This window comes from Myxococcales bacterium, assembly GCA_016703425.1.
GTDB lineage: Bacteria > Myxococcota_A > Polyangia > Polyangiales > Polyangiaceae > JADJCA01.
Map to the genome: position 1 here is coordinate 1 of JADJCA010000019.1, position 17,298 is coordinate 17,298.

General features: G+C 67.4%; 20 protein-coding genes and 2 pseudogenes. 7 read left to right on the forward strand and 15 right to left on the reverse strand.

The genetic code is table 11. The features are described from left to right. Positions 1-2,323: 2,323 nt before the first annotated feature. The 5 genes from IPG50_30695 to IPG50_30715 all read right to left on the reverse strand — a co-directional run bounded on the left by IPG50_30695 (position 2,324) and on the right by IPG50_30715 (position 3,666). Positions 2,324-2,476: a hypothetical protein gene (locus tag IPG50_30695; protein ID MBK6696526.1), complete on the reverse strand. Its 153-nt coding sequence runs from the start codon at positions 2,474-2,476 to the stop codon at positions 2,324-2,326. 112 nt (positions 2,477-2,588) lie between these two features. Further along, entirely contained in the window at positions 2,589-2,780 is a 192-nt protein-coding gene (locus IPG50_30700) for a hypothetical protein (GenBank protein MBK6696527.1), read from the reverse strand. Next, positions 2,740-2,946 carry a beta-propeller domain-containing protein gene (locus tag IPG50_30705; GenBank protein ID MBK6696528.1) on the reverse strand — a complete coding sequence of 69 codons (207 nt, stop codon included), beginning with the start codon at positions 2,944-2,946 and terminating at the stop codon, positions 2,740-2,742. The genes IPG50_30700 and IPG50_30705 overlap by 41 nt, the downstream gene beginning before the upstream one ends. A gap of 84 nt (positions 2,947-3,030) precedes the next feature. After that, positions 3,031-3,234, reverse strand: coding sequence for a hypothetical protein (locus tag IPG50_30710; GenBank protein ID MBK6696529.1), 204 nt, complete (start codon positions 3,232-3,234; stop codon positions 3,031-3,033). 72 nt (positions 3,235-3,306) lie between these two features. Next, a complete protein-coding gene (locus tag IPG50_30715; protein MBK6696530.1) occupies positions 3,307-3,666 on the reverse strand; it encodes a beta-propeller domain-containing protein in 360 nt (119 codons plus the stop codon). 986 nt (positions 3,667-4,652) lie between these two features. Between IPG50_30715 and IPG50_30720 the strand changes: the two genes are divergently transcribed. Continuing rightward, positions 4,653-5,069, forward strand: a complete 417-nt coding sequence (locus tag IPG50_30720) for a hypothetical protein (protein MBK6696531.1) — start codon at positions 4,653-4,655, stop codon at positions 5,067-5,069. A gap of 57 nt (positions 5,070-5,126) precedes the next feature. Here IPG50_30720 and arr read toward each other — a convergent pair whose 3' ends face one another. Then, complete coding sequence (gene arr, locus IPG50_30725; protein ID MBK6696532.1) at positions 5,127-5,573, reverse strand: NAD(+)--rifampin ADP-ribosyltransferase; 447 nt, start codon at positions 5,571-5,573, stop codon at positions 5,127-5,129. Between the two features lie 840 nt (positions 5,574-6,413). On the opposite strand from arr, the gene IPG50_30730 reads away from it, so the two are divergent. From IPG50_30730 to IPG50_30745, 4 genes are all read left to right on the forward strand, one after another. Further along, complete coding sequence (locus tag IPG50_30730; GenBank protein ID MBK6696533.1) at positions 6,414-6,584, forward strand: carboxypeptidase regulatory-like domain-containing protein; 171 nt, start codon at positions 6,414-6,416, stop codon at positions 6,582-6,584. A gap of 179 nt (positions 6,585-6,763) precedes the next feature. After that, positions 6,764-7,603 carry an endonuclease gene (locus tag IPG50_30735; GenBank protein ID MBK6696534.1) on the forward strand — a complete coding sequence of 280 codons (840 nt, stop codon included), beginning with the start codon at positions 6,764-6,766 and terminating at the stop codon, positions 7,601-7,603. A gap of 86 nt (positions 7,604-7,689) precedes the next feature. After that, positions 7,690-8,769: a VWA domain-containing protein gene (locus IPG50_30740; protein MBK6696535.1), complete on the forward strand. Its 1,080-nt coding sequence runs from the start codon at positions 7,690-7,692 to the stop codon at positions 8,767-8,769. A gap of 49 nt (positions 8,770-8,818) precedes the next feature. Further along, complete coding sequence (locus IPG50_30745; protein ID MBK6696536.1) at positions 8,819-9,175, forward strand: CZB domain-containing protein; 357 nt, start codon at positions 8,819-8,821, stop codon at positions 9,173-9,175. 53 nt (positions 9,176-9,228) lie between these two features. Here the strand turns inward: IPG50_30745 and IPG50_30750 are convergent, their stop codons facing one another. Continuing rightward, on the reverse strand, positions 9,229-10,191 hold the full coding sequence (locus IPG50_30750; protein ID MBK6696537.1) for a hypothetical protein: 963 nt from the start codon (positions 10,189-10,191) through the stop codon (positions 9,229-9,231). Positions 10,192-10,669: 478 nt separating this feature from the next. On the opposite strand from IPG50_30750, the gene IPG50_30755 reads away from it, so the two are divergent. Beyond that, entirely contained in the window at positions 10,670-11,170 is a 501-nt protein-coding gene (locus IPG50_30755) for a hypothetical protein (protein MBK6696538.1), read from the forward strand. 60 nt (positions 11,171-11,230) lie between these two features. Here the strand turns inward: IPG50_30755 and IPG50_30760 are convergent, their stop codons facing one another. Next, a complete protein-coding gene (locus tag IPG50_30760) occupies positions 11,231-12,196 on the reverse strand; it encodes a hypothetical protein (GenBank protein ID MBK6696539.1) in 966 nt (321 codons plus the stop codon). Positions 12,197-12,274: 78 nt separating this feature from the next. On the opposite strand from IPG50_30760, the gene IPG50_30765 reads away from it, so the two are divergent. Further along, the gene (locus IPG50_30765; GenBank protein MBK6696540.1) at positions 12,275-14,245 is read left to right on the forward strand and encodes an ATP-binding cassette domain-containing protein; all 1,971 of its coding nucleotides are present in this window, start codon (positions 12,275-12,277) and stop codon (positions 14,243-14,245) included. Positions 14,246-14,569: 324 nt separating this feature from the next. Here IPG50_30765 and IPG50_30770 read toward each other — a convergent pair whose 3' ends face one another. The 7 genes and pseudogenes from IPG50_30770 to IPG50_30800 form a co-directional block, all read right to left on the reverse strand. Continuing rightward, a complete protein-coding gene (locus IPG50_30770; GenBank protein ID MBK6696541.1) occupies positions 14,570-15,028 on the reverse strand; it encodes a hypothetical protein in 459 nt (152 codons plus the stop codon). Between the two features lie 186 nt (positions 15,029-15,214). After that, positions 15,215-15,379, reverse strand: coding sequence for a hypothetical protein (locus IPG50_30775; GenBank protein MBK6696542.1), 165 nt, complete (start codon positions 15,377-15,379; stop codon positions 15,215-15,217). Continuing rightward, complete coding sequence (locus tag IPG50_30780) at positions 15,376-15,762, reverse strand: AMP-binding protein (protein ID MBK6696543.1); 387 nt, start codon at positions 15,760-15,762, stop codon at positions 15,376-15,378. Before IPG50_30780 ends, IPG50_30775 begins: the two co-directional genes overlap by 4 nt. 54 nt (positions 15,763-15,816) lie before the next feature. Then, positions 15,817-16,242, reverse strand: a complete 426-nt coding sequence (locus tag IPG50_30785) for an AMP-binding protein (protein ID MBK6696544.1) — start codon at positions 16,240-16,242, stop codon at positions 15,817-15,819. Next, positions 16,226-16,450, reverse strand: a pseudogene (locus tag IPG50_30790) (AMP-binding protein). Before IPG50_30790 ends, IPG50_30785 begins: the two are co-directional and overlap by 17 nt. Then, positions 16,341-16,685: an AMP-binding protein gene (locus tag IPG50_30795; GenBank protein ID MBK6696545.1), complete on the reverse strand. Its 345-nt coding sequence runs from the start codon at positions 16,683-16,685 to the stop codon at positions 16,341-16,343. The pseudogene IPG50_30790 and the gene IPG50_30795 overlap by 110 nt, the downstream one beginning before the upstream one ends. A 315-nt stretch (positions 16,686-17,000) precedes the next feature. Continuing rightward, a pseudogene (locus IPG50_30800) lies at positions 17,001-17,298 on the reverse strand (pyrroline-5-carboxylate reductase).

Genomic DNA, 17,298 nt, shown 5'->3' on the forward strand with positions numbered 1-17,298 from the left:
CGCTCGCCGAGGCGGACGCGCTCTCGGCGCGACCGAGCGGGCCAAGCGCCTCCTCCCCGTCTTCTGATCTTCGAACGCGCACAGCGCCTTCGACGTGACGCGCTTCCCTCGCCTCACCAAGCGCAAGAGCGACGCCATCGTCCACGTCGCAACCGTCAGCGACGGTAGGCGTCGCCGTCGCGCGATGACGACTCCACGCGGGCGCGCCTCCCGCAGGCGACCGGCGGTGTCTATTGGCAGGCGTCCTGACCCGGATCGCGTCGACTTGGCGTCGCGCGCGGCCACGGAGGCGCTCGAGCGCCACCGGTCACTATCGACGGCGTCGATTTCCGCCCGGAGACGCCGCTCGCACCCCCTGACGGACGGCGCCCTGCACGAAGGGCAGGGCCTGGAAGCTTGGTCCGTCGACGCCTCGAGGCGAAGAGCTCACCATCGACGGCATGCTCTGGTCGACTTCAACGCGACTTTGGACCTGCGCCGAGCCGGCGGAGGCGTGGCGCCCGGCGGCGCTTCTCGCGTCCGGCCCGTCGTCCTGCAAGAGCTCCGCCCCGGCAGAGATGACGGCGTTGGCGTTCAGGGGGCGCCGTCTCACCGGTGACGAGCCACCTGGCGATCGAGCCTGGCGTCCGGCCGTCGACCGACGGCCTCGAGGAGGAGTGGTGCGGGCGAAGGCTTCCGCACGAAGAGCCCGTCGATCCGATGGGCGCGACGTCGGTCTTTGACCGTCGCGACGTCGATCACGAAGCTCCTCAAGACGCGCTCCTCGAACGCCGCTCGCCAAGTCTCCTGACAGCACGCGGCGGTACGCAATTGACCCTCGAGACGACGTCGGTGGAGATCGTCGACGTAGACGCGCGTATCGTGCACACGCCAGCGCGAGACGGGTTGTGGAAGCGTGTTTGCGGGAAGCGGTGTGGAAGCTGGACCTACCCGAGGCGTTCGACGTCGAATCGACGACCCACGAGGTCGACGTCACGCCGGCGTAGGCCTGCGTGACTCATTCAGTACCGTGACCGACTGCAGGCCCCATTCCGAGCGAGCAAACGGCCTGCGTGCCGGTCATCAGCACGTGGGACGGCCGTAGCCGCGGAGCGTGATGGCGGCGGCGACCGTCGGCCCTTCGTCTTGCGTCGTAGATCGTCAGGCCCGAATCCGTGTACATCAAAACTTCGAGCCGCGAGCCAACACGGGCCACCGCGCCGCCGTCGAGCGAGCTTTACGATGGCGAAGGCGCCGTCGCTGCCCCTGATGGCCCATGGCAGGCCCCCGGCTCACGGAGCGGGGGACATCGGCGAGCCGCCCAAGCTGTTGGAACACGTCGAGTAGCTGGCAGACGAAGCGGAGCGCGACGTACAGCGATCCTCCGCCGCCGTGACGCCGGAGAAGTTTGCGCGGCCGGCGTGAGCGTGCATGCGCAGGGTGACCGAGGCTGCCGAGACGTCCGAGAGCGAAAGCCCGCGTTACTGTCACGCAAGCCTTCCCTCAGGTAGTCGGGAAGAAGGCGCGCGAGCCCGGCCATTGGCAATCCGCGTAGTCCTTCGCTGGACGGGAGAGACCGAGTAGTCGGTGGTGAGAAGGCGACCCGTGAGCCCGTCCATCGAGACGAGCGAGCCCGGCACATCAGGGACGAGCCGCTGGGGCACGGCGTCGCCGAGGCGCACCCGGTCGACGTGAAGCGCACCTTGCCCGGCGTCTTGGTCGACGGAGCCAGCGAGACGTATGAACGACACCGTTCGACACCACGAGCGGGGACGAGCCGAGGCTCTCGCCGAGGTCGAGCGGCGCATGAGCCGTGGGCGAGGCGTGGGTCGGCGAAGTCCACCACGAGCGGCGGTTGATCTTGAGTGTCGGCGGTGCGGGTGGGCGCCGCGAGATCGCCGGGCGCGGCACGTATTCTCGGCCTCGAGGTACGCGAGCCGGGTGCCGTCGACGACGCCTTCGCCACGAGCCGACAACCGCCCGTTGTAATGCGAGTAGTAGCCGTAACCGTCCCAGAACCCGTAACGCCGTAGTAGCCGTTCGAGGCGCTGGTCGGCGAGCTCAACTGGTCGCCGGCGATGGTCATGGCGGCTGGGTTGGTCGCGTCGATGGCTGCGACGATGAGCTTGGCTGCCACGCTTGCTCGAACCGCCTAGGTGCGAGGTGGTCGTAAACCGGCACCGTGACGGACGAAGTTCGCTTCGGCGAACAGGCGGGCCTGGTACCACGCGGTCCAGCTCGAAGGGCCGCGCAGTAGGCCTGCGTCTTGGGCGAGCGACCTCGAGAGAGACTCGCCCCGCGCCGTTTGGCGTCGTCGGGGTCGGTCTTGGAACGAGCGACAGCGTCACGGCGCCGGTCCACCAGTCGTTGGTGATGGTCGCGATGGTGCGTGGACTTCGGCGGTTCGATACGAAGGGTTCGCGAGGTCGATCTCGTGCTTCTTGACCGGCGGGTCACGCGCCGTGATGTCGAAGCTCGTCACCGGGCGATCGCTCATCGCGACAGGCGACCGCCGTGGACCATGGCGCGCCGCGGCATGCCATGTATTGGGGCGCGAGGCCCGCAGCGCGAGCGCGTCGCGCGAGTAGTCGATGAGCTGAATCCCGCTCTCAGGCCGGACCGCCGTCGAACCGCTCCGAGCCGTAGCTCGCAAACGGAACGAGAATGAGCCCCTCGTCGTCGACGACGCGCACCGCCTTGTGGACGCGATCTTGATCCTCCGAGCTGGCTCCAGCCGGAGCCGAAAGGTGACGCGCTTGATCATCGTGGGTCGCCAGGTTCGAGACGTCGAAGAGCGACACGGCCAGCGGCGCGTCGCGGCCTGGCCGTCGTAGCCGAAGCCCACGAGGCGATCGCCGCGCGGCTCCATGTGGAAGATCCACCGGGCATCTCGAGCTCGCCGGCTTGCTGGGGCGCCGGATTCGAAAGGTCGATGGTGAAGAGCGGGTCCGTCCGCTCGGAGGTGATCGCGTAGCGCGCGCGCGCCGTCGAAGCGCACGCTTTGGAGCAACTCCGGCTTCGGAAGCACGAGCTCCGTCGATCCGAGCGGCGTCATCGGTCGCGCTCGTGACGGTGAAGGTCTGGACCTTCGGGTTGCTGGCCACGCCCCCGGCCGGCCGGAACTGGCTCACGACGCGCAAGCCCCCCGGCGTGCTCGTCCATCTGCCAGCGACTCTGGATCTGCCCGGCGACCGCCACGTCGGCGCCCTTCACGAGCTTGCCGCCGGCGTCGGAGATGTCGACGACCTGGATCACCGAACCGGCTCTGCCCCTGGCCGTTCCAGCTGCATTCCGGGCCAGCGATGTACATGCGCTGGTTTGTCGCGCTCACGCTGCGACGCCACGGTACGTGTTGCCCAGGAAGGCGAGGAAGCGACCTCGTGACCTGGGGGCCCGGCCGCTTGAAGCTCGAGACGATGGTCGCCGGCTGCTGGCAGCCCCAGCAGTAGCCGTTCTCTGGGTGACGAGGTACAGCACGTCGCCGACGAGGCGCGAGTCGGCGATGCTGCCGGGCACGTCGTATTGGGCCACCTCGACGATGGCCGCCGGGTTCGTCACGTCGAGGACGCTGACGGCGCTGGTCTGGATCCACTGCCCAACCATGGCCGCGCCCGCGCCGCCCGAGGAGCGGACGTATCGGCTCGATTCGTTGAGCATGAGGTGGACCTTCCCACCGCGGACGTACATCTCGAAGGGCGTGCCTTCGGTGCGCTTGCCCCACGACTCGCAGCGTCCGGATTCGATACGTCGACGATGGAAAGGCCGCCGTAGCGCGAGAGCGCGTAGAGGTGCGTGCCCTCAACCTTGATGATGTCGGCCTCTTCGATGGCGCGGCTCGCGTCCTTGGAGGCGCTCTCGCTTGCGGCTGCCCCGGGTGCCGTCGCCATGCTCGCGCTGGCATCTGCGCTGTCGGCGCCACCGCCTGGCCGCGCTTGGCTCCGGCCCGTGGGGTCGTCAGACTCGAGCCGTTGTCCATGAGCTGGCCGGGCTCGCCCGGGTGAGGCGCCACCTTGCCCGCTGCAGCCGGACAGCGCACCGGCAAAGCTAACCGCGACCGATGAGATCGTGAGGACACGAGCGGAGTGCATGGGCCTGCCGCTGCGAAGGCGATGCCAGAGCGAGATCGTGGCGTCCCGTGGACTTAGCCACGCGGCCCCGTGTGCCGCCGTGTGCCAGGCGAGACTTTGGCGGCGCGTGATCACCCCTGTTCGCGCACGGCATTCGCGCATTCGTAACGGTGAGGTCGTGCACCGCGTCACCACGCGCACCGCTCGTGATGCCGAATCCGCGAGCAAGCCGCGATCGCCGTAAGGCACGAACGTTGCGCTCCGCGCGCGCGCATGAGTTCCTCCACGTTCAATCGTTTCGCCTCCATGCTCGCGATCGTCTCTGGCACGGCGTGCAGCGCCGCTTCAACCCGCTTGCCGATGTCCCTCGTGACGCCGGGGTTGTGCCGGCGGATCAGGACGGCGGCACTTCCAACGCCGCGACACCCGACGCGCGGACGTCGTCGCCGACGAAGAGCTGCGCGCCCGACGACATGTCGAGCTTCACGCCGAAGTGGGTCCCGCCTAGCCCAACCAAACAAGGTGTGTGCGACGCGAGCCAGATCAGCAAAGCTGGCAGCTTGCCTGTTCGACCTGAGCGCCAACCTCGCCGATTGCGACAAGTTCTTGACCGCCAACGAGAACGGCACCCGCGTGTCGTGCGATAACCAAGAGCCAGCCCCTAGCGTCTACGGCCCGATGGTGGTCCGCGAAGGCTCCCTCCTGGAGCTCAACCTGTCCGGATGCATCGCGCACGCGACGAGCAATGTGTCGGCTGCCGGGTGCGGCGCAAAGCTCCAAGCGCAACGCGAGTGCACGAACACAGCGTGCGCGGCCAACTGTCCGGTGCCAAAGAACGATTCGAAAGCCCTCAACGCACGGAGGGAGTGTTTTGCGGAAGCCGACAACGACGCGTGTGCGTCGCACAACGACGCGGCAACCCGCTGCCTGGAAGGCGACTTACCGGACGCAGCGACCGTGTGCGTCGAAGGGACGTTTGAAGAGCGCGCGAAGGCTTACGTCGCGCTCTTCTGCGGCAAGTGATCGACGGGCACGAGGGCGCGGCCCTCGCGTTGGGACGCGTCTTGGCTTGGAGGACCGCTAGTCTTCGATGGCGGTGATGCCCTGCGCCGCGAGCCGCGCGAGACCGTCCTTCATCGCCTGGACCTGTTCCGACGAGTGCCCCTTCCAGTCGGAGAGTTCTCCCGTGACCCGAAGCGGTTCCCGCGTGCGGTACGATCTCGTCGGGTTGCCAGGGAACTTCTTGTCCGTGAGGTTCGGGTCGTCCTCGATGGGGCCCGTCGGTTCGACGATGTAGATGCGGCCGCGCCCATCGCCAACCGCCAGCTCCGCGCCCCAGGTGGCGGCGTCCAACGTCTCCGTCAGGTACACGAAGGCGGCGGCGTTTCGTTCACCGAAGTTTGATGCGCGCCCCGCCTCGATCAAGTCGCCCGGCTTGAGGTCGGCCTTCGTACCGTGCAGGTAGCGCGAGCCGCGAACGCCGTCGGTCCACACCTTGAAGGGTTCGGGCGTCGGCGGCGTCGTCATGGGCGAGGGAGTCTAACCCACTGGGTTTGCGACGGGAGCGCGTCGAGGCGCGGGCGCGGAGCGCCGTCAGTGGTCTCGGCGTCGAACTACTCGATGAAGCCCGGACCGATGGGGTTTCTCTGCGGTGCAACGTTCCCTTCGACCTCAATTTGCGGATCTTGCGACGGTTCCGATGGACCTGAGTCCGAGTCCGCAGAAGAACAAGCGGCGATCATGAGCGACAACGTTGCGAGGGCAAAGGTGCGAGGGTCTTCATGGGAAACCTCCTGGGGGGGTTCGTGGCCTAGCCAACCTAGTGCCCGGCGAGCCTCCCAAGGCGTCAGGTTTTTGTGCTTGGCGCGCCGATTTGAAGGTTCATCACGCGGGCCAACGCACGTCGGCGCCTCTGCGCGGACGTGTGGCCGCCCCACGCACCCAGTGACGCAAGGAGGAGCCAGCGCTCTGGCACGCGACCGCCCCCAACCTTCTTTCCTCGGCAGCAATCGTTGCGCCGCATGGCACAGTCGGACGACGCGATCAGACGGCGCCTGTTGCATCACCTCTCACGGACACGCAGATCAGGTGTGCCCGGTCCGGCACGAGTCCTGCGAAGCCGACGACCATGCATACCTCCGTTTTCTCGTCGCATCGATCTTCGCCCCACTGCTCGCCATCGGGTGCGGCGTCAACCCGCAGTCAAAAGAGGCTGAGACGAATCCGGCCGCACGAATCACGATTGCGCACGGCGTCTACGGCGTCGTCACACGGCTCGACGACGTCTGCAGCGCGCCCTGCGCAGCCACGCCACTGGCGCTTGAGCTCCAGCTAAGGGCTCCGGCGGGCGGCTCCTCCCCATACGCGATTCGCAGCTCCGGCAACGACGGTTTCTACGAGGTCGCGGCCGAGCCGGGCACCTACGACCTCTGCACATCCTTCGGCCGCTGCGAACGCATCGTGCTGCGGGACGGAGAGAGACTTCGCGCCGACTACGAGCTGGGCGTCGGTCCCGGCTGGACCGTTGCGCACCGATGATTGCGGGCGACTCGCACGAGTGGGCGAAGGGCCGGCGACCCTGATCGCATCGAGGGCACAGCGGCAACGCGCGCGCGGAATGCGGAGCGACGCACCGAACACCAAATGCCCGGTCGCCGGTTTGGTGCACGGTGCTAGCCTGAGCCAGTGCGCGCAGTAATTGGCCTTGGGGCGTTGGCGTGGCTCGCGTTGGCGGTGGCGTGCGGCAGCGCCGACATCACGCCGGCTCCCCGTCCCTCACGCGTCGACGCGGCCGAGGAAGCCCGAGCGAGACGTCGACCGACGCGAGCACTGGCGACGGTGGCCTCCGCGACGGCAGCGCGTCCAAGGACGGTTCGTCGTTTGACGCACCGTCGAGCTTCGACGGCGGTGGTTACGCGGCCATCGAGGGGCTCTCGGGGCCCGCCTTTCGGACGGCGCTCAAGACGCTCATCAGCGGGCATACGTCACTCGGGTACGACGGCGCGCGCGACGTCATGCTCGGCGTAACCGGCAACTTCGATCTCACCGGCGGCATGCTCGAGTGCGTCTACACGGGCAAGAAGGCCGCGCCCGACGGCACGCGCACGCCCAACGGCTTCAACACCGAGCACACGTGGCCGCAGAGCCTCGGCGCTGGCAGCGAGCCGGCTCGAAGCGATCTGCACCACCTCTTCCCCGTCGACGAGCTCGCCAACAACGCGCGCGGCAACCTCCCCTTCGCAGCCACAAGCTGCACGAGCGCCTGCGCGTACGACAACGGCGGCTCGCGCAAGGGACCGCTCTTGGGCGGTGTGGAAGAGGTCTTCGAGGTCCGACCCGTCCGACGCGGCGATGTGGCTCGCGCGCTCTTCTACTTCGCCGTCCGCTACAGCCTCTCCATCGAGGCCTTCGAAGAGTCCGCGCTTCGTTCATGGCACGACAGCGATGCGCCCGACGCCGTCGAGCAGGCGCGCAACGACGCCATCGAGACCTACCAAAAGAACCGGAACCCCTTCGTCGACCGGCCCGACTTCGCCGCGAAGATCGCGGACTATTGATGCGCGTCGCGGCATAGACACTGGTCTAAATCGATACTGCGGCTGGCTCGACTGGCGGGGACGCCGTCGCGGTCTACTGTCGGGTCGTGAAAAAGCCGCTCTCGTCCGCGCTCCTCCCCGCGCTCGTCGCGACCGCCTTCGCCTGCTCAAGCGGACGAGACGAATCGCCACGCACCGCCTCGGCGCAGGCCGACGGTGGAGCCTCCACGTTCGCCGACGCGGGAGGCTTCGCGACCTGCGTCACGGCGCGCACCGAAGCCAAGCTCCAGCCGGTGAACCTGGTCTTCATGTTCGACCAATCGGGCAGCATGGGCGACGAGGCCCACGGCGCCATCTTTGGCTTCACCAAAGCCGCGCGCTGGAATCCGATCACCAACGGCATGAAGCGATTCTTCGCCGACGCCGCCTCGAGCGGCATCCGCGCCTCGCTCCAATACTTTCCGCTCGACAAAGACTGGTGCGAAGCCAAGTCCTACAAGACGCCCGAGGTGCCGCTGACGGCGCTGCCGAACCCGGGGCCCTTCATCACCTCGTTCAACGCGCACCAGCCGCTCGGCGGAACGCCGACCTTGCCAGCCGTCACCGGCGCCATCGACTACGCGAAGGAGCTGAAAGCGCAGTTCCCATCGGAGGAGTCGGCCGTCGTTCTGGTCACCGACGGAAGCCCAAGCGACTGCGGCAGCTTCGACGAGGTCGTCGATCGCTTGAAGGCCGAGGCCGCCAACGTGAAGACCTACGTCGTTGGAGTCGGTGCAGACCTCACGTTTCTCGCCGACATGGCGAAGGCCGGTGGCACGGGCCAAGCCATCATGGTCGACCTCGCGAACCCGCAGCAGACGAGCGACGAGTTCGTGAAGGCGCTCGGCGCCATTCGCGGCAAAGCCGTCTCGTGCCGCATGCCGCTGCCGAAGGCCCCCGACGGCAAGGCGCTCTCGCCGAAGGAGGTAAACGTGGCCTTGGCGTCGTCCAGTTCCGTGGGAGGCACACCGCCGGAGATCTTGAGCTACGACGCGACCTGCGCCGATCCCAACGGCTGGCGCTACGACGACATCAACGCCCCGACGACCATCGAGCTGTGCGCGGCGAGCTGCGAGCGTGTCCGCTCGATCGCGGGCGGCGCCGTCGACGTGCAACTTGGCTGCGTGACCAAGGGCCTCGTCAAGTAGGCGGCTCAAGTTCTCGGGGCCGGCGCCGTTCCCCTTTCCGGAGGTGAACATGTCCTGCCACGAAGCCTGCACGAAAGCCATTGCTGCTCACGCCAACTGGAAGGCGCGGTTCAGGCAGTTCATGGCCGGAGAGGTCGAGCTCGACGCGTCGGTGGTGGAGCGCAACGACGCTTGCGAATTCGGAAAATGGCTTGCCACGTCGAGCGCAGAGCTTCCGAAGGAGCACGCGAAGGCCATCGTCGACGCGCACACGGAGTTTCACCGTGTCGCCGCCGAGGTCGTTCGAGCAAAAGGAGCCGGACGCACGCAAGAAGCGGAGGCATCACTCGAGCCCTCCGGGCGCTTCGGCAAAGCCACGACCGCGCTGACCCGGTCCGTCATCGCCGCACGGGACGCCGCCCGCTAGCGCGCACTCGTTCTTCCTCGGATTGCCGCGCACGCCGCTGACGCGGCGTCTCGTCACTTCACGAGATCCGACGGCGCCCGGGGACACAGCTCCAAGTAGGTCTTCGCGGGCGACGGAGAGAACACTCCAAAGACGCCGGTGATGCTCTCGAAGGCGTTCACCTTCGACGCGCTGACGACATCTGCCGAGAAGGCGCCGCCGGGCAGAAAGAACGGCGAGAGGCTCACGATGTCTGTTCCGCCATCGGGGAACGTGCCGCTGAAGCTCGTGGGGTAGAGGCCAAAGGTCTCATCGGGCGCCGCCGAGGCCTTGCCGGAGAGCTTCGTGGCCTTGACGAGCAACGGACCGTACGTCTCGTAGTTGTCGAGCGTGAGATCCCCGAGCGCGACCGGAATCGGCGTCACCACGCCCGTGCCGACCTTCTGGAAACAGCCCGGCAGGGCGCTCGACACCTGCACGAGGAGCTCGTTCTGTCCGCCCGCGGTGTAGCGTAGGCCCCAGCCCATGACGTTGACGCTGTCGCCCACGGAGACGCCGGCGAAGTGTTGCGCCGCCTTCGCCGACACAAAGACCTTGATGGCCTTGTGGGCGCCGTCGGCAAGCGACGCGAAGCTTTGCTCGGCCTGCACGTAGAAGTGACACGCTTGGCCCGCGACGCAGCCACCGCGCGAGACGCCAGTGACGAAGACACCGTCGAGCCACGCGGCCTCCGGCGTCTTCGCGTTGGCCTCCCAGATCTCGGCAATGGTCCGCGTCGGCACGTTGGCCGGTTGCGACGCGCAGTCGGGCCAACCGGCGTCGGGCGACGCGACCGCCGCGTCGTCGCTTGAGGCTTGCACGTCGGGCAGCGCACCTGCGTCACTCGCGGCGGGCTCTTCAGCGGCGGCGGCCGCAGCAGGCGCGGCGGTGTTCGCCTGACGCTCCGTCCCCACGGGCGCGCTGCTGCACGCCGCGACCGAGAGCGCGAGGAGTGTCGCACCGAGCTCGGTGCCGCGAGAAGAAAGCCATGCTGCCATGGTGGTCTCTTACGCGACAGCGGCGCCGTTCCTTCCCGGTCCGGAAGGGCGGCGCACGCGCACGTGTGCGCGAAAAAGCCCCTCGCGAGCACGCCGCGGGGTACGTTCCGCGCCCCGCCGTCGCGAGGACCCATCGCGAGGAGAAGAAAATGAGCCACGAGAATCCCCGCGCACCGTCCGTCCCGCTCGAAAAGCTTCCCCGAGAGCACGCGGCCATCGCCGTCCTCGCAGAGCTCGCGTGCGAAGACGACCCGGCGGCGAAGACCGAGCGCGTGTGGCTGATTGTTCCGAAGGACGGACCGCGGCCCAAACCCGGCTCGTTGCTCCTCGCCGGCGGTCCGCCGATTGGCGTCGACGAGACAACACGGCCCACCTTCGAGGGCGCCTTCATGCACCATCTCTTGACGATCGATCTCGAACGAACACCCGAGCTGCGGCGCTTCCCCGGTTCGCCGAGGCGCGCGCCTTCGCGGTGTTCATGGCCGACCACGAAGACAACGACGCGTCTCGTCCTGGCACCAAAGAGACGGCCGTCGTGGCGCTCTCCGAGAGCGATCTCAAGAAGGGCGATTGGAAAGGCCCCGACGTAGACGACCCGCCCCGGACACCCTTCGACCTGATCGCCATCGACGTCCCTGTAACGGCCTTCGACGCAGCAAAGCTCGAAACGGTGGGCGCCTTCGACTTCAACTCGTTGGACGCGCCCGCGACACGCGAAGACGACCGGAAGAAGCTCCGCGCCATGCTCCGCGAGTTCGCCGTCGCGCACGCGAAGACGAAGGAGGCACGCGTCGCCGCGCTGCGCGCCGAGCTCATGAACAACGATCACCTCGGCGGCCAGGTCATTCACTTCGCCAAAGACGCCTACGAGACCGACTTCCTCGGCCAGTTCACCGAAGACCTGCTCCCCGAGCTCTGCCTCGGCGACGCCGGGACGTTCTACGTCTTCGCCGACACCGCGTTTTGGATCGGGCACTGAGCCGCACGCGCGCGCGTGGGCGCGCTCGGGGCTCGGTGTAGACAGGCGCGGCGCTCAGCCTCAGTGCGCGAGCGGCCCCGCCGGCGCGTACTTGTGCAAAACCCACTGCTCGTGGATGTCGATGCCCTGCGCCGTGAGTCGCGCGCTAAGGACGCCGTGCGGATCGCCGTCGGGCGCCGTGAGCTTCACGTAGCCGAACTCCGACAGGTAATAGAGGTCGGGCGTCAGATCTTTGCCGCCCACCTTGTCTTTCGTTGCGCTCGAGAGCGCCTCGAGGCTCATCTCGCGAAAGGCGCTCTTTTGCCAGTGGGCGTAGAGGACGTCGAAGATCGCGCGCCGCACGGACCAGTCGAACGACTCCTTCTTGGGCGCCGCGAAGAGCGGCGCGCCGATGGGAAAGAGCACCTTGCCGGCGAGCGGATTGAGCAGCGAGCCGAGGGCGATCCAAAGGCTGATGCCGAGCAGGGCCAGCGTCGCGAGCGCGATGGGCATGTCCATGGCGCGCGTGTGCGTCGCGCTGCGAACGATGCGGAAGACGAAGAGCAGGTCGACGTCGAGGAGGAACAAGAAGAGCAACTTGGCGAAGAAGCCGAAGCCGTAGGTGAGAAAGAGGAAGATCACGAGGAGCACCACCTCGGTGGCGAGCGCCGTCGTGTGATCGGGCGTCTGCCCGTTGGCGACGCTCCAGAGGCTCCACGCGGTGACGGCCCAGTTGAACGAGAAGGCCGTAAAGACGGTCCCGCCGTAGACGTTCTTGTTGCCGAAGAGCATGAGCCCCGCCACGAGCTGGCAGCCTCCGCCGAAGAGCAAGCTGAAGACGGCCGCCGTCTTGAGCGCCGCCGTGAAGTGTGCCGGCGCGACCCAACCGAAGGCGATGGGCAAGAGCGCTCCGCAAGCGATCGCGAGGCCGAGCAGACCGAGCGGAGTCGGGTTGCCAAAACGCTCTTGAGTGGGCGGAACGATGTCGATGCGCTGGACCATGGCAAAAGGGGAATCGGCGAGGGGCGCCGCGGCGTCAAGGCTCATGTTGCAGCGCAACAATCACCGCCCGTTTCGCGCCTTTCCAGCTCGCGCAAGCACGAGCGCCGCACTAAGGTGCGCGCCGTGCCGGTTCTTTCTGCCCGCGACGTCGAGAAGTCCTACGGCGCGCGAACCGTCCTCAAGTCCGTGACGTTCACGCTTCGGAGCGGCGAGCGCGTTGGGCTCATTGGCAGAAACGGCACCGGCAAGTCGACGCTCGTACGCATCCTCGCGGGCCTCGAGCCGCCCGATCGTGGCGAAATCGCCGTGCGTCGTGGCGCCAGCGTCGGCCTCTTGGAGCAAGTGCCGGAGCTTACCGCCGGCGAGACGCCGCGCCGGATCGTCGCCGAAGGCCTCGCCGCCTGGGCGAAGGTCCGCGCCGCTTACCAAGAGGTCACGCGCAAGCTCGAGGGCGCCACCGGCGATCACGACGCGCTCCTCGCCGAGCAAGCGAAGTGGGCCCACGAGATCGAAGGCCTCGGCGGCTGGGAGCGCGAGCACGAGGTCGAGGCGGTCTTGGGCAACCTCGGCGTCAAAGACATCGACCGCGACATCGCGAGCATGAGCGGCGGAGAGCGGAGGCGCGTGGCCCTGGCGCGGCTCCTCGTGGCCTCACCGGATCTCGCCATCCTCGACGAGCCGACCAACCACCTCGACGTCGAGACCATCGACTGGCTCGAGGAGCACCTCGAGAAGCGCTACCGAGGCGCGGTCTTGCTCGTGACCCACGATCGGTATCTTTTGGATCGCGTCTGCTCGCGAACGCTCGAAATCAACGACGGGACGGTCACCGCGTACGACGGCGGCTACGAGACGTTCCTCGAGGCGAAGGCAGAGCGCATGGCGCTCGAGGAGCGCACCGAGGCGAACCGGCAGAATTTCCTTCGTCGTGAGCTCGAGTGGCTCGCGCGGCAGCCCAAAGCGCGAACCACGAAGCAGAAGGCGCGCATCGAGCGGGCCGAGACGGCGAAGGCCGCGGTACCTCGCAAGAAGGACGAGAGCGTTCAGCTCGCCATCGAAGAGGCCCGCAGCGGCAAGACGGTCCTCGAGCTCCACGGCTTCGGCCTCGACATCGGCGGCCAACGCCTCATCGAGTCGCTGGATCTCTTCCTCACGGAAGGCGAGCGCGTCGCCATCGTGGGCCGCAACGGCACCGGCAAGACGAGCCTCCTCCGCGCCGTCGTCGGCGAGCTCGCCGCCACGCGCGGCCGGTTGGTGAAGGGCGCCAACACCAAGGTCGCCTACTTCGACCAAGAGCGAACCGGCCTCGACCTCGACAAGACCGTCTTTGAAAACGTGAGCGAAGGCGGTGCCGTCGAGATCGGCGGCGTCAGGCTCGAGCCCCGCGCCTACCTCGAGCGTTTCCTCTTCGACGGCCACGCGCAGCGGCAAAAGGTCGCGTCGCTCTCCGGCGGCGAGCGCGCCCGAGCCGCTTTGGCGAAGACGCTGCAAGCCAAGACGAACCTGGTGCTCTTGGACGAGCCGACCAACGATCTCGACGTCGACACGCTGGCCGCGCTCGAGGAGATGCTCGTGAGCTTCGGCGGCTCGGCCATCGTCGTCACCCACGATCGCTTCTTCCTCGATCGCATCGCGACCTCGCTCCTCGTCTTCGAGGGCAATGGCAAGGGTCACGCGGTACCCGGGCAACTACGAGACGTACCGGCGCCTCAAGAAGGAGCAAGCAGCCGAAGGCGAACGCGACGCAAAGGCGGAAGCCAAGGCGAGCGTGGCGCCGAAGGCCTCGGCCAAGGCCGACGCCCCGGAGGCGAAGGCCGCGAAGAGCAAGCTCTCTTACAAGGAGCGAAGCGAGCTCGAAACCCTTCCGGCGCGCATCGAGACCGAGGAGCGCGAGATGGGCGCTCTCGAAACGACGCTGTCCGATCCGAACCTCTACAAGGAAGGGCCCGAGCGCCTCCGCGAGCTCACGGCCTCGCTAGAGGCGAAGAAGAAGCTCGTGGCCGAACTCTACGTGCGCTGGGAAGCGCTCGAGGCGAAGGGCTGAGGGCACGCTCCTCGAGGATCGGCCCCATGCGTCAGGGCATCACGCAATGATGTAGGGCGCGCGTCGGCTTCATCACGCCGTCTTAGCTAAACGCGGCGAGGATGACTTCTTCGCGATCGGCGCGCCGGCCTTCCCTAAAAAAATACGCGAACTATTGCCTTGTCGCCCATTGGTCAAGCCGCCAGCGACACCGATGCCGAGCCCGTCGTCGCTGCCGGACGAATCACGACCTGCGCCCAGCTCAGCGCCGACGATGATTTCATGGGCGGGCCGAGGTCCCTTCACCTGGTCGCCGGTCTTGGTCGCGCGCCGCCGCCGGGGCCACGCCACCGGCACCACCGGGCCCCGCCGCAACCACGTCGCGGCTCGAGTAGTCAAAGAGGTCGACCGTGGGATTCTTGAGCGTGCGCCAGGATGCCGACCTTGGTCGCGCCGCCGGTGCCGATCCCGCACGTGGTAGGGCGATGTGGGAACGACGCCAACGAGGTCGAAAAGACCGACTGCGATCGGCCGGGCAGGCGGCAGCCAGACCGGCCGCGCGCCGGTAGAGCATCTCCGTTCGTCGGTCCAAGACCGATGAGCCGATCGAAGACGGAGATCTGAAGCACCGACGCGATGCCGCGCGCCGGCGGCGCGTTGGGCGACACGCCCCAGAACTGATCCAGCGGAATCGGCGTGCCCCAGCATCGCCCGTCGGCCCTGAAGAAGCTGCCGACGGTGGCGACGACGCTGCTCGCGTCGCTCTCGCCGATCGCATCCGTGGTCGCATCGATCGGCGAACTCGTCGCGTCACCGGCCTCCGTCGCGCTGCCTCCGTCACCGTTGATGACCACTCCGCGATCCGCTGAGGGCCGCGCGCTCGATCGCGGCCCCCATCGTGCGCGGCGCCTCGGTGCCGTTCCTTTTTCGATGGCTGGTCGGCGGCCCAAGACGATTTCGGCGACCGTGGCGGACGCGGCGCATCGGTAAGGATAGGCCACGATGCTTGACGAGCGTTCCCCGGCACGCCCAGGGGCGCGTCAAGCCTCGTCGTAAAATGCGCGGATCTCGGCCTCGTACTTCTTGTAGATGACCTTGCGCTTGATCTTCATCGTCGGCGTGAGCTCGCCCGTCTCGACGCTCAGCTCTGCGGGGAGGATCTTGATCTTCTTGATGGCCTGCACGCGCGCGAGATCGCGATTCACCGCGTCGACCTCGCCCTGCAGCCAGCGGTGGAGCCTCTCGCACTTCGCCGCTTCGGGAGCGTCTTGGCGTCGGAGCCGGCCCGCCAGCGCGCCTCCTCGAGCTTCGTGGGATCGATGGTGAGGAGCGCCGCCAGGTGCTTCTCCGCGGTGATGAGTAGATCTTTCTTGCGATCGGTGATGCGCAAGAAGCCGTCCTTGTCGAACTCACCGATGTCGCCGGAATGGAGCCAGCCTTCGGAGTCGAGCGCTTCGGCGGTGGCGGTGGGGTTCTTGTAATACCCCTTGAAGACGTGGCGACCGCGCATGCAGATTTCGCCGTCTTCGGCGATCTTGGTCTCCGTGCCGGGGAATGACCGTCCCCACCGACCCGGTCTTGTAGCGATTGGGGAGCGACAAGGTGGCGGGGCCGGTGCATTCGCTCATCCCGTAGACTTCCATCAGCGGGATGCCGAGGCTGAGGAAGAACTCGAGGGTGCCCCGCGAAATGGGCGCCGCCGACGTGATGGCGAATCGACACCGATCGAGGCCGAGCGCGGCCCGCACCTTCGAGAAGACGAGGGCGTTGGCCACGTCGTACAACAGGGGCCGGCCCTCCCGCCTTGATCGGCGTAACCGCCGGCCAAACCTTGCTTGCGCGCCCAAACCGCAATCTTCTTCTTGAGGCGCGGGTTCTTGGCCCCCGCGTCGACCATCTTGGCCTGGATCTTCTCCCAGACCCGCGGGACGCCGACGAAGGAGTGCGGTCGAACCTCGCGCAGGTTGTCGCCGAGCTTCTCCATGCTCTCGGCAAAATACGTGCACCCTCCAGCCGCCATCGGCCCGTGGATGCTCACGACCTGCTCGGCGATGTGGCTGAGGGGCAAATAGCAGAGGAACCGTCTCGTCGCTGAAGTCGATGAGGGTCTTCACCGCCTCGGCCACGAAGGTGATGTTGTCGTGGCTGATCATCACCGCCTCGGGCTCACCGGTCGTGCCCGAGGTGTAGATGAGCGTGCACACGTCGTCGGGCTTCTGCGCAGCGATGCGCGCTTCGAGATCCGCTTCGGGTACGTCCTGGCCGAGCTCGAGCACCTGGTCGAAGGTGCAGACGCCCTTCCGCCTGCGGCTTGCCCTGCATCACGACGAACGCCTTGACCTTCGGCAGACGGTCGCTGACCGCAAGGAACTTGGCGAGCTGCGCCTGGTCCTCGACGACGACCACGGCCGAGTCGCTGTGGTCGGCGATGTATTGGCACTGATCGGGGGTGTTGGTCGTGTAGATGCCCGCCGGGAACCCGCCGGCGTAGATCGCCGCCAGGTCGGCCACCACCCGCGACGCAGTTGAAACCGATGATAGAGACGCCCTGCTTCGGCTCGAGGCCGAGCTTCATGAAGCCGCGCGCGCAGAGCCGGACCTTGTCGCGGTAGTCCTTCCACGAGAGCGTTTGGTAGGTGCCGCCGACCTTGTGGCCGAGCGCTGGCCTCGAGGCGTGACGCGACGCCTAGACTCCATCACCTCCATCACCGTTCGCTTGTTCACGTTCGCCTCCACTCCCGTTCCCGTTCGATCGCGCCGCGAAGGCGGCAGCGGATTGTCTCTATTGCTGGCGGGAGCGCAAGGGGCGCGCCGCCGAGCCCTTCGTCAGCCGCGCCGCATCTTCGCGGCCATCTGCTCGCCCAGCTGAGCCGCGCGGAGGCTGGCCGTTTCAACGGCGTCGATGAGCGTCTTGCGTAGCGCTCCCGATTCGAGCGTGTGAAGGCCTGCGATGGCCGTCCCGCCGGGGCTCGTCATTGGTCCTTCAGCCGCCCGGGATGTTCGCCGGTCTCGAGCAAGAGCTTGGCCGAGCCGTAGACGGTCTGCGCCGCGAGCATGAGCGACGTGTCGCGGTGAAGGCCCATCTTGACGCCGCCGTCGGCGAGCGCCTCGATGATGAGCATGA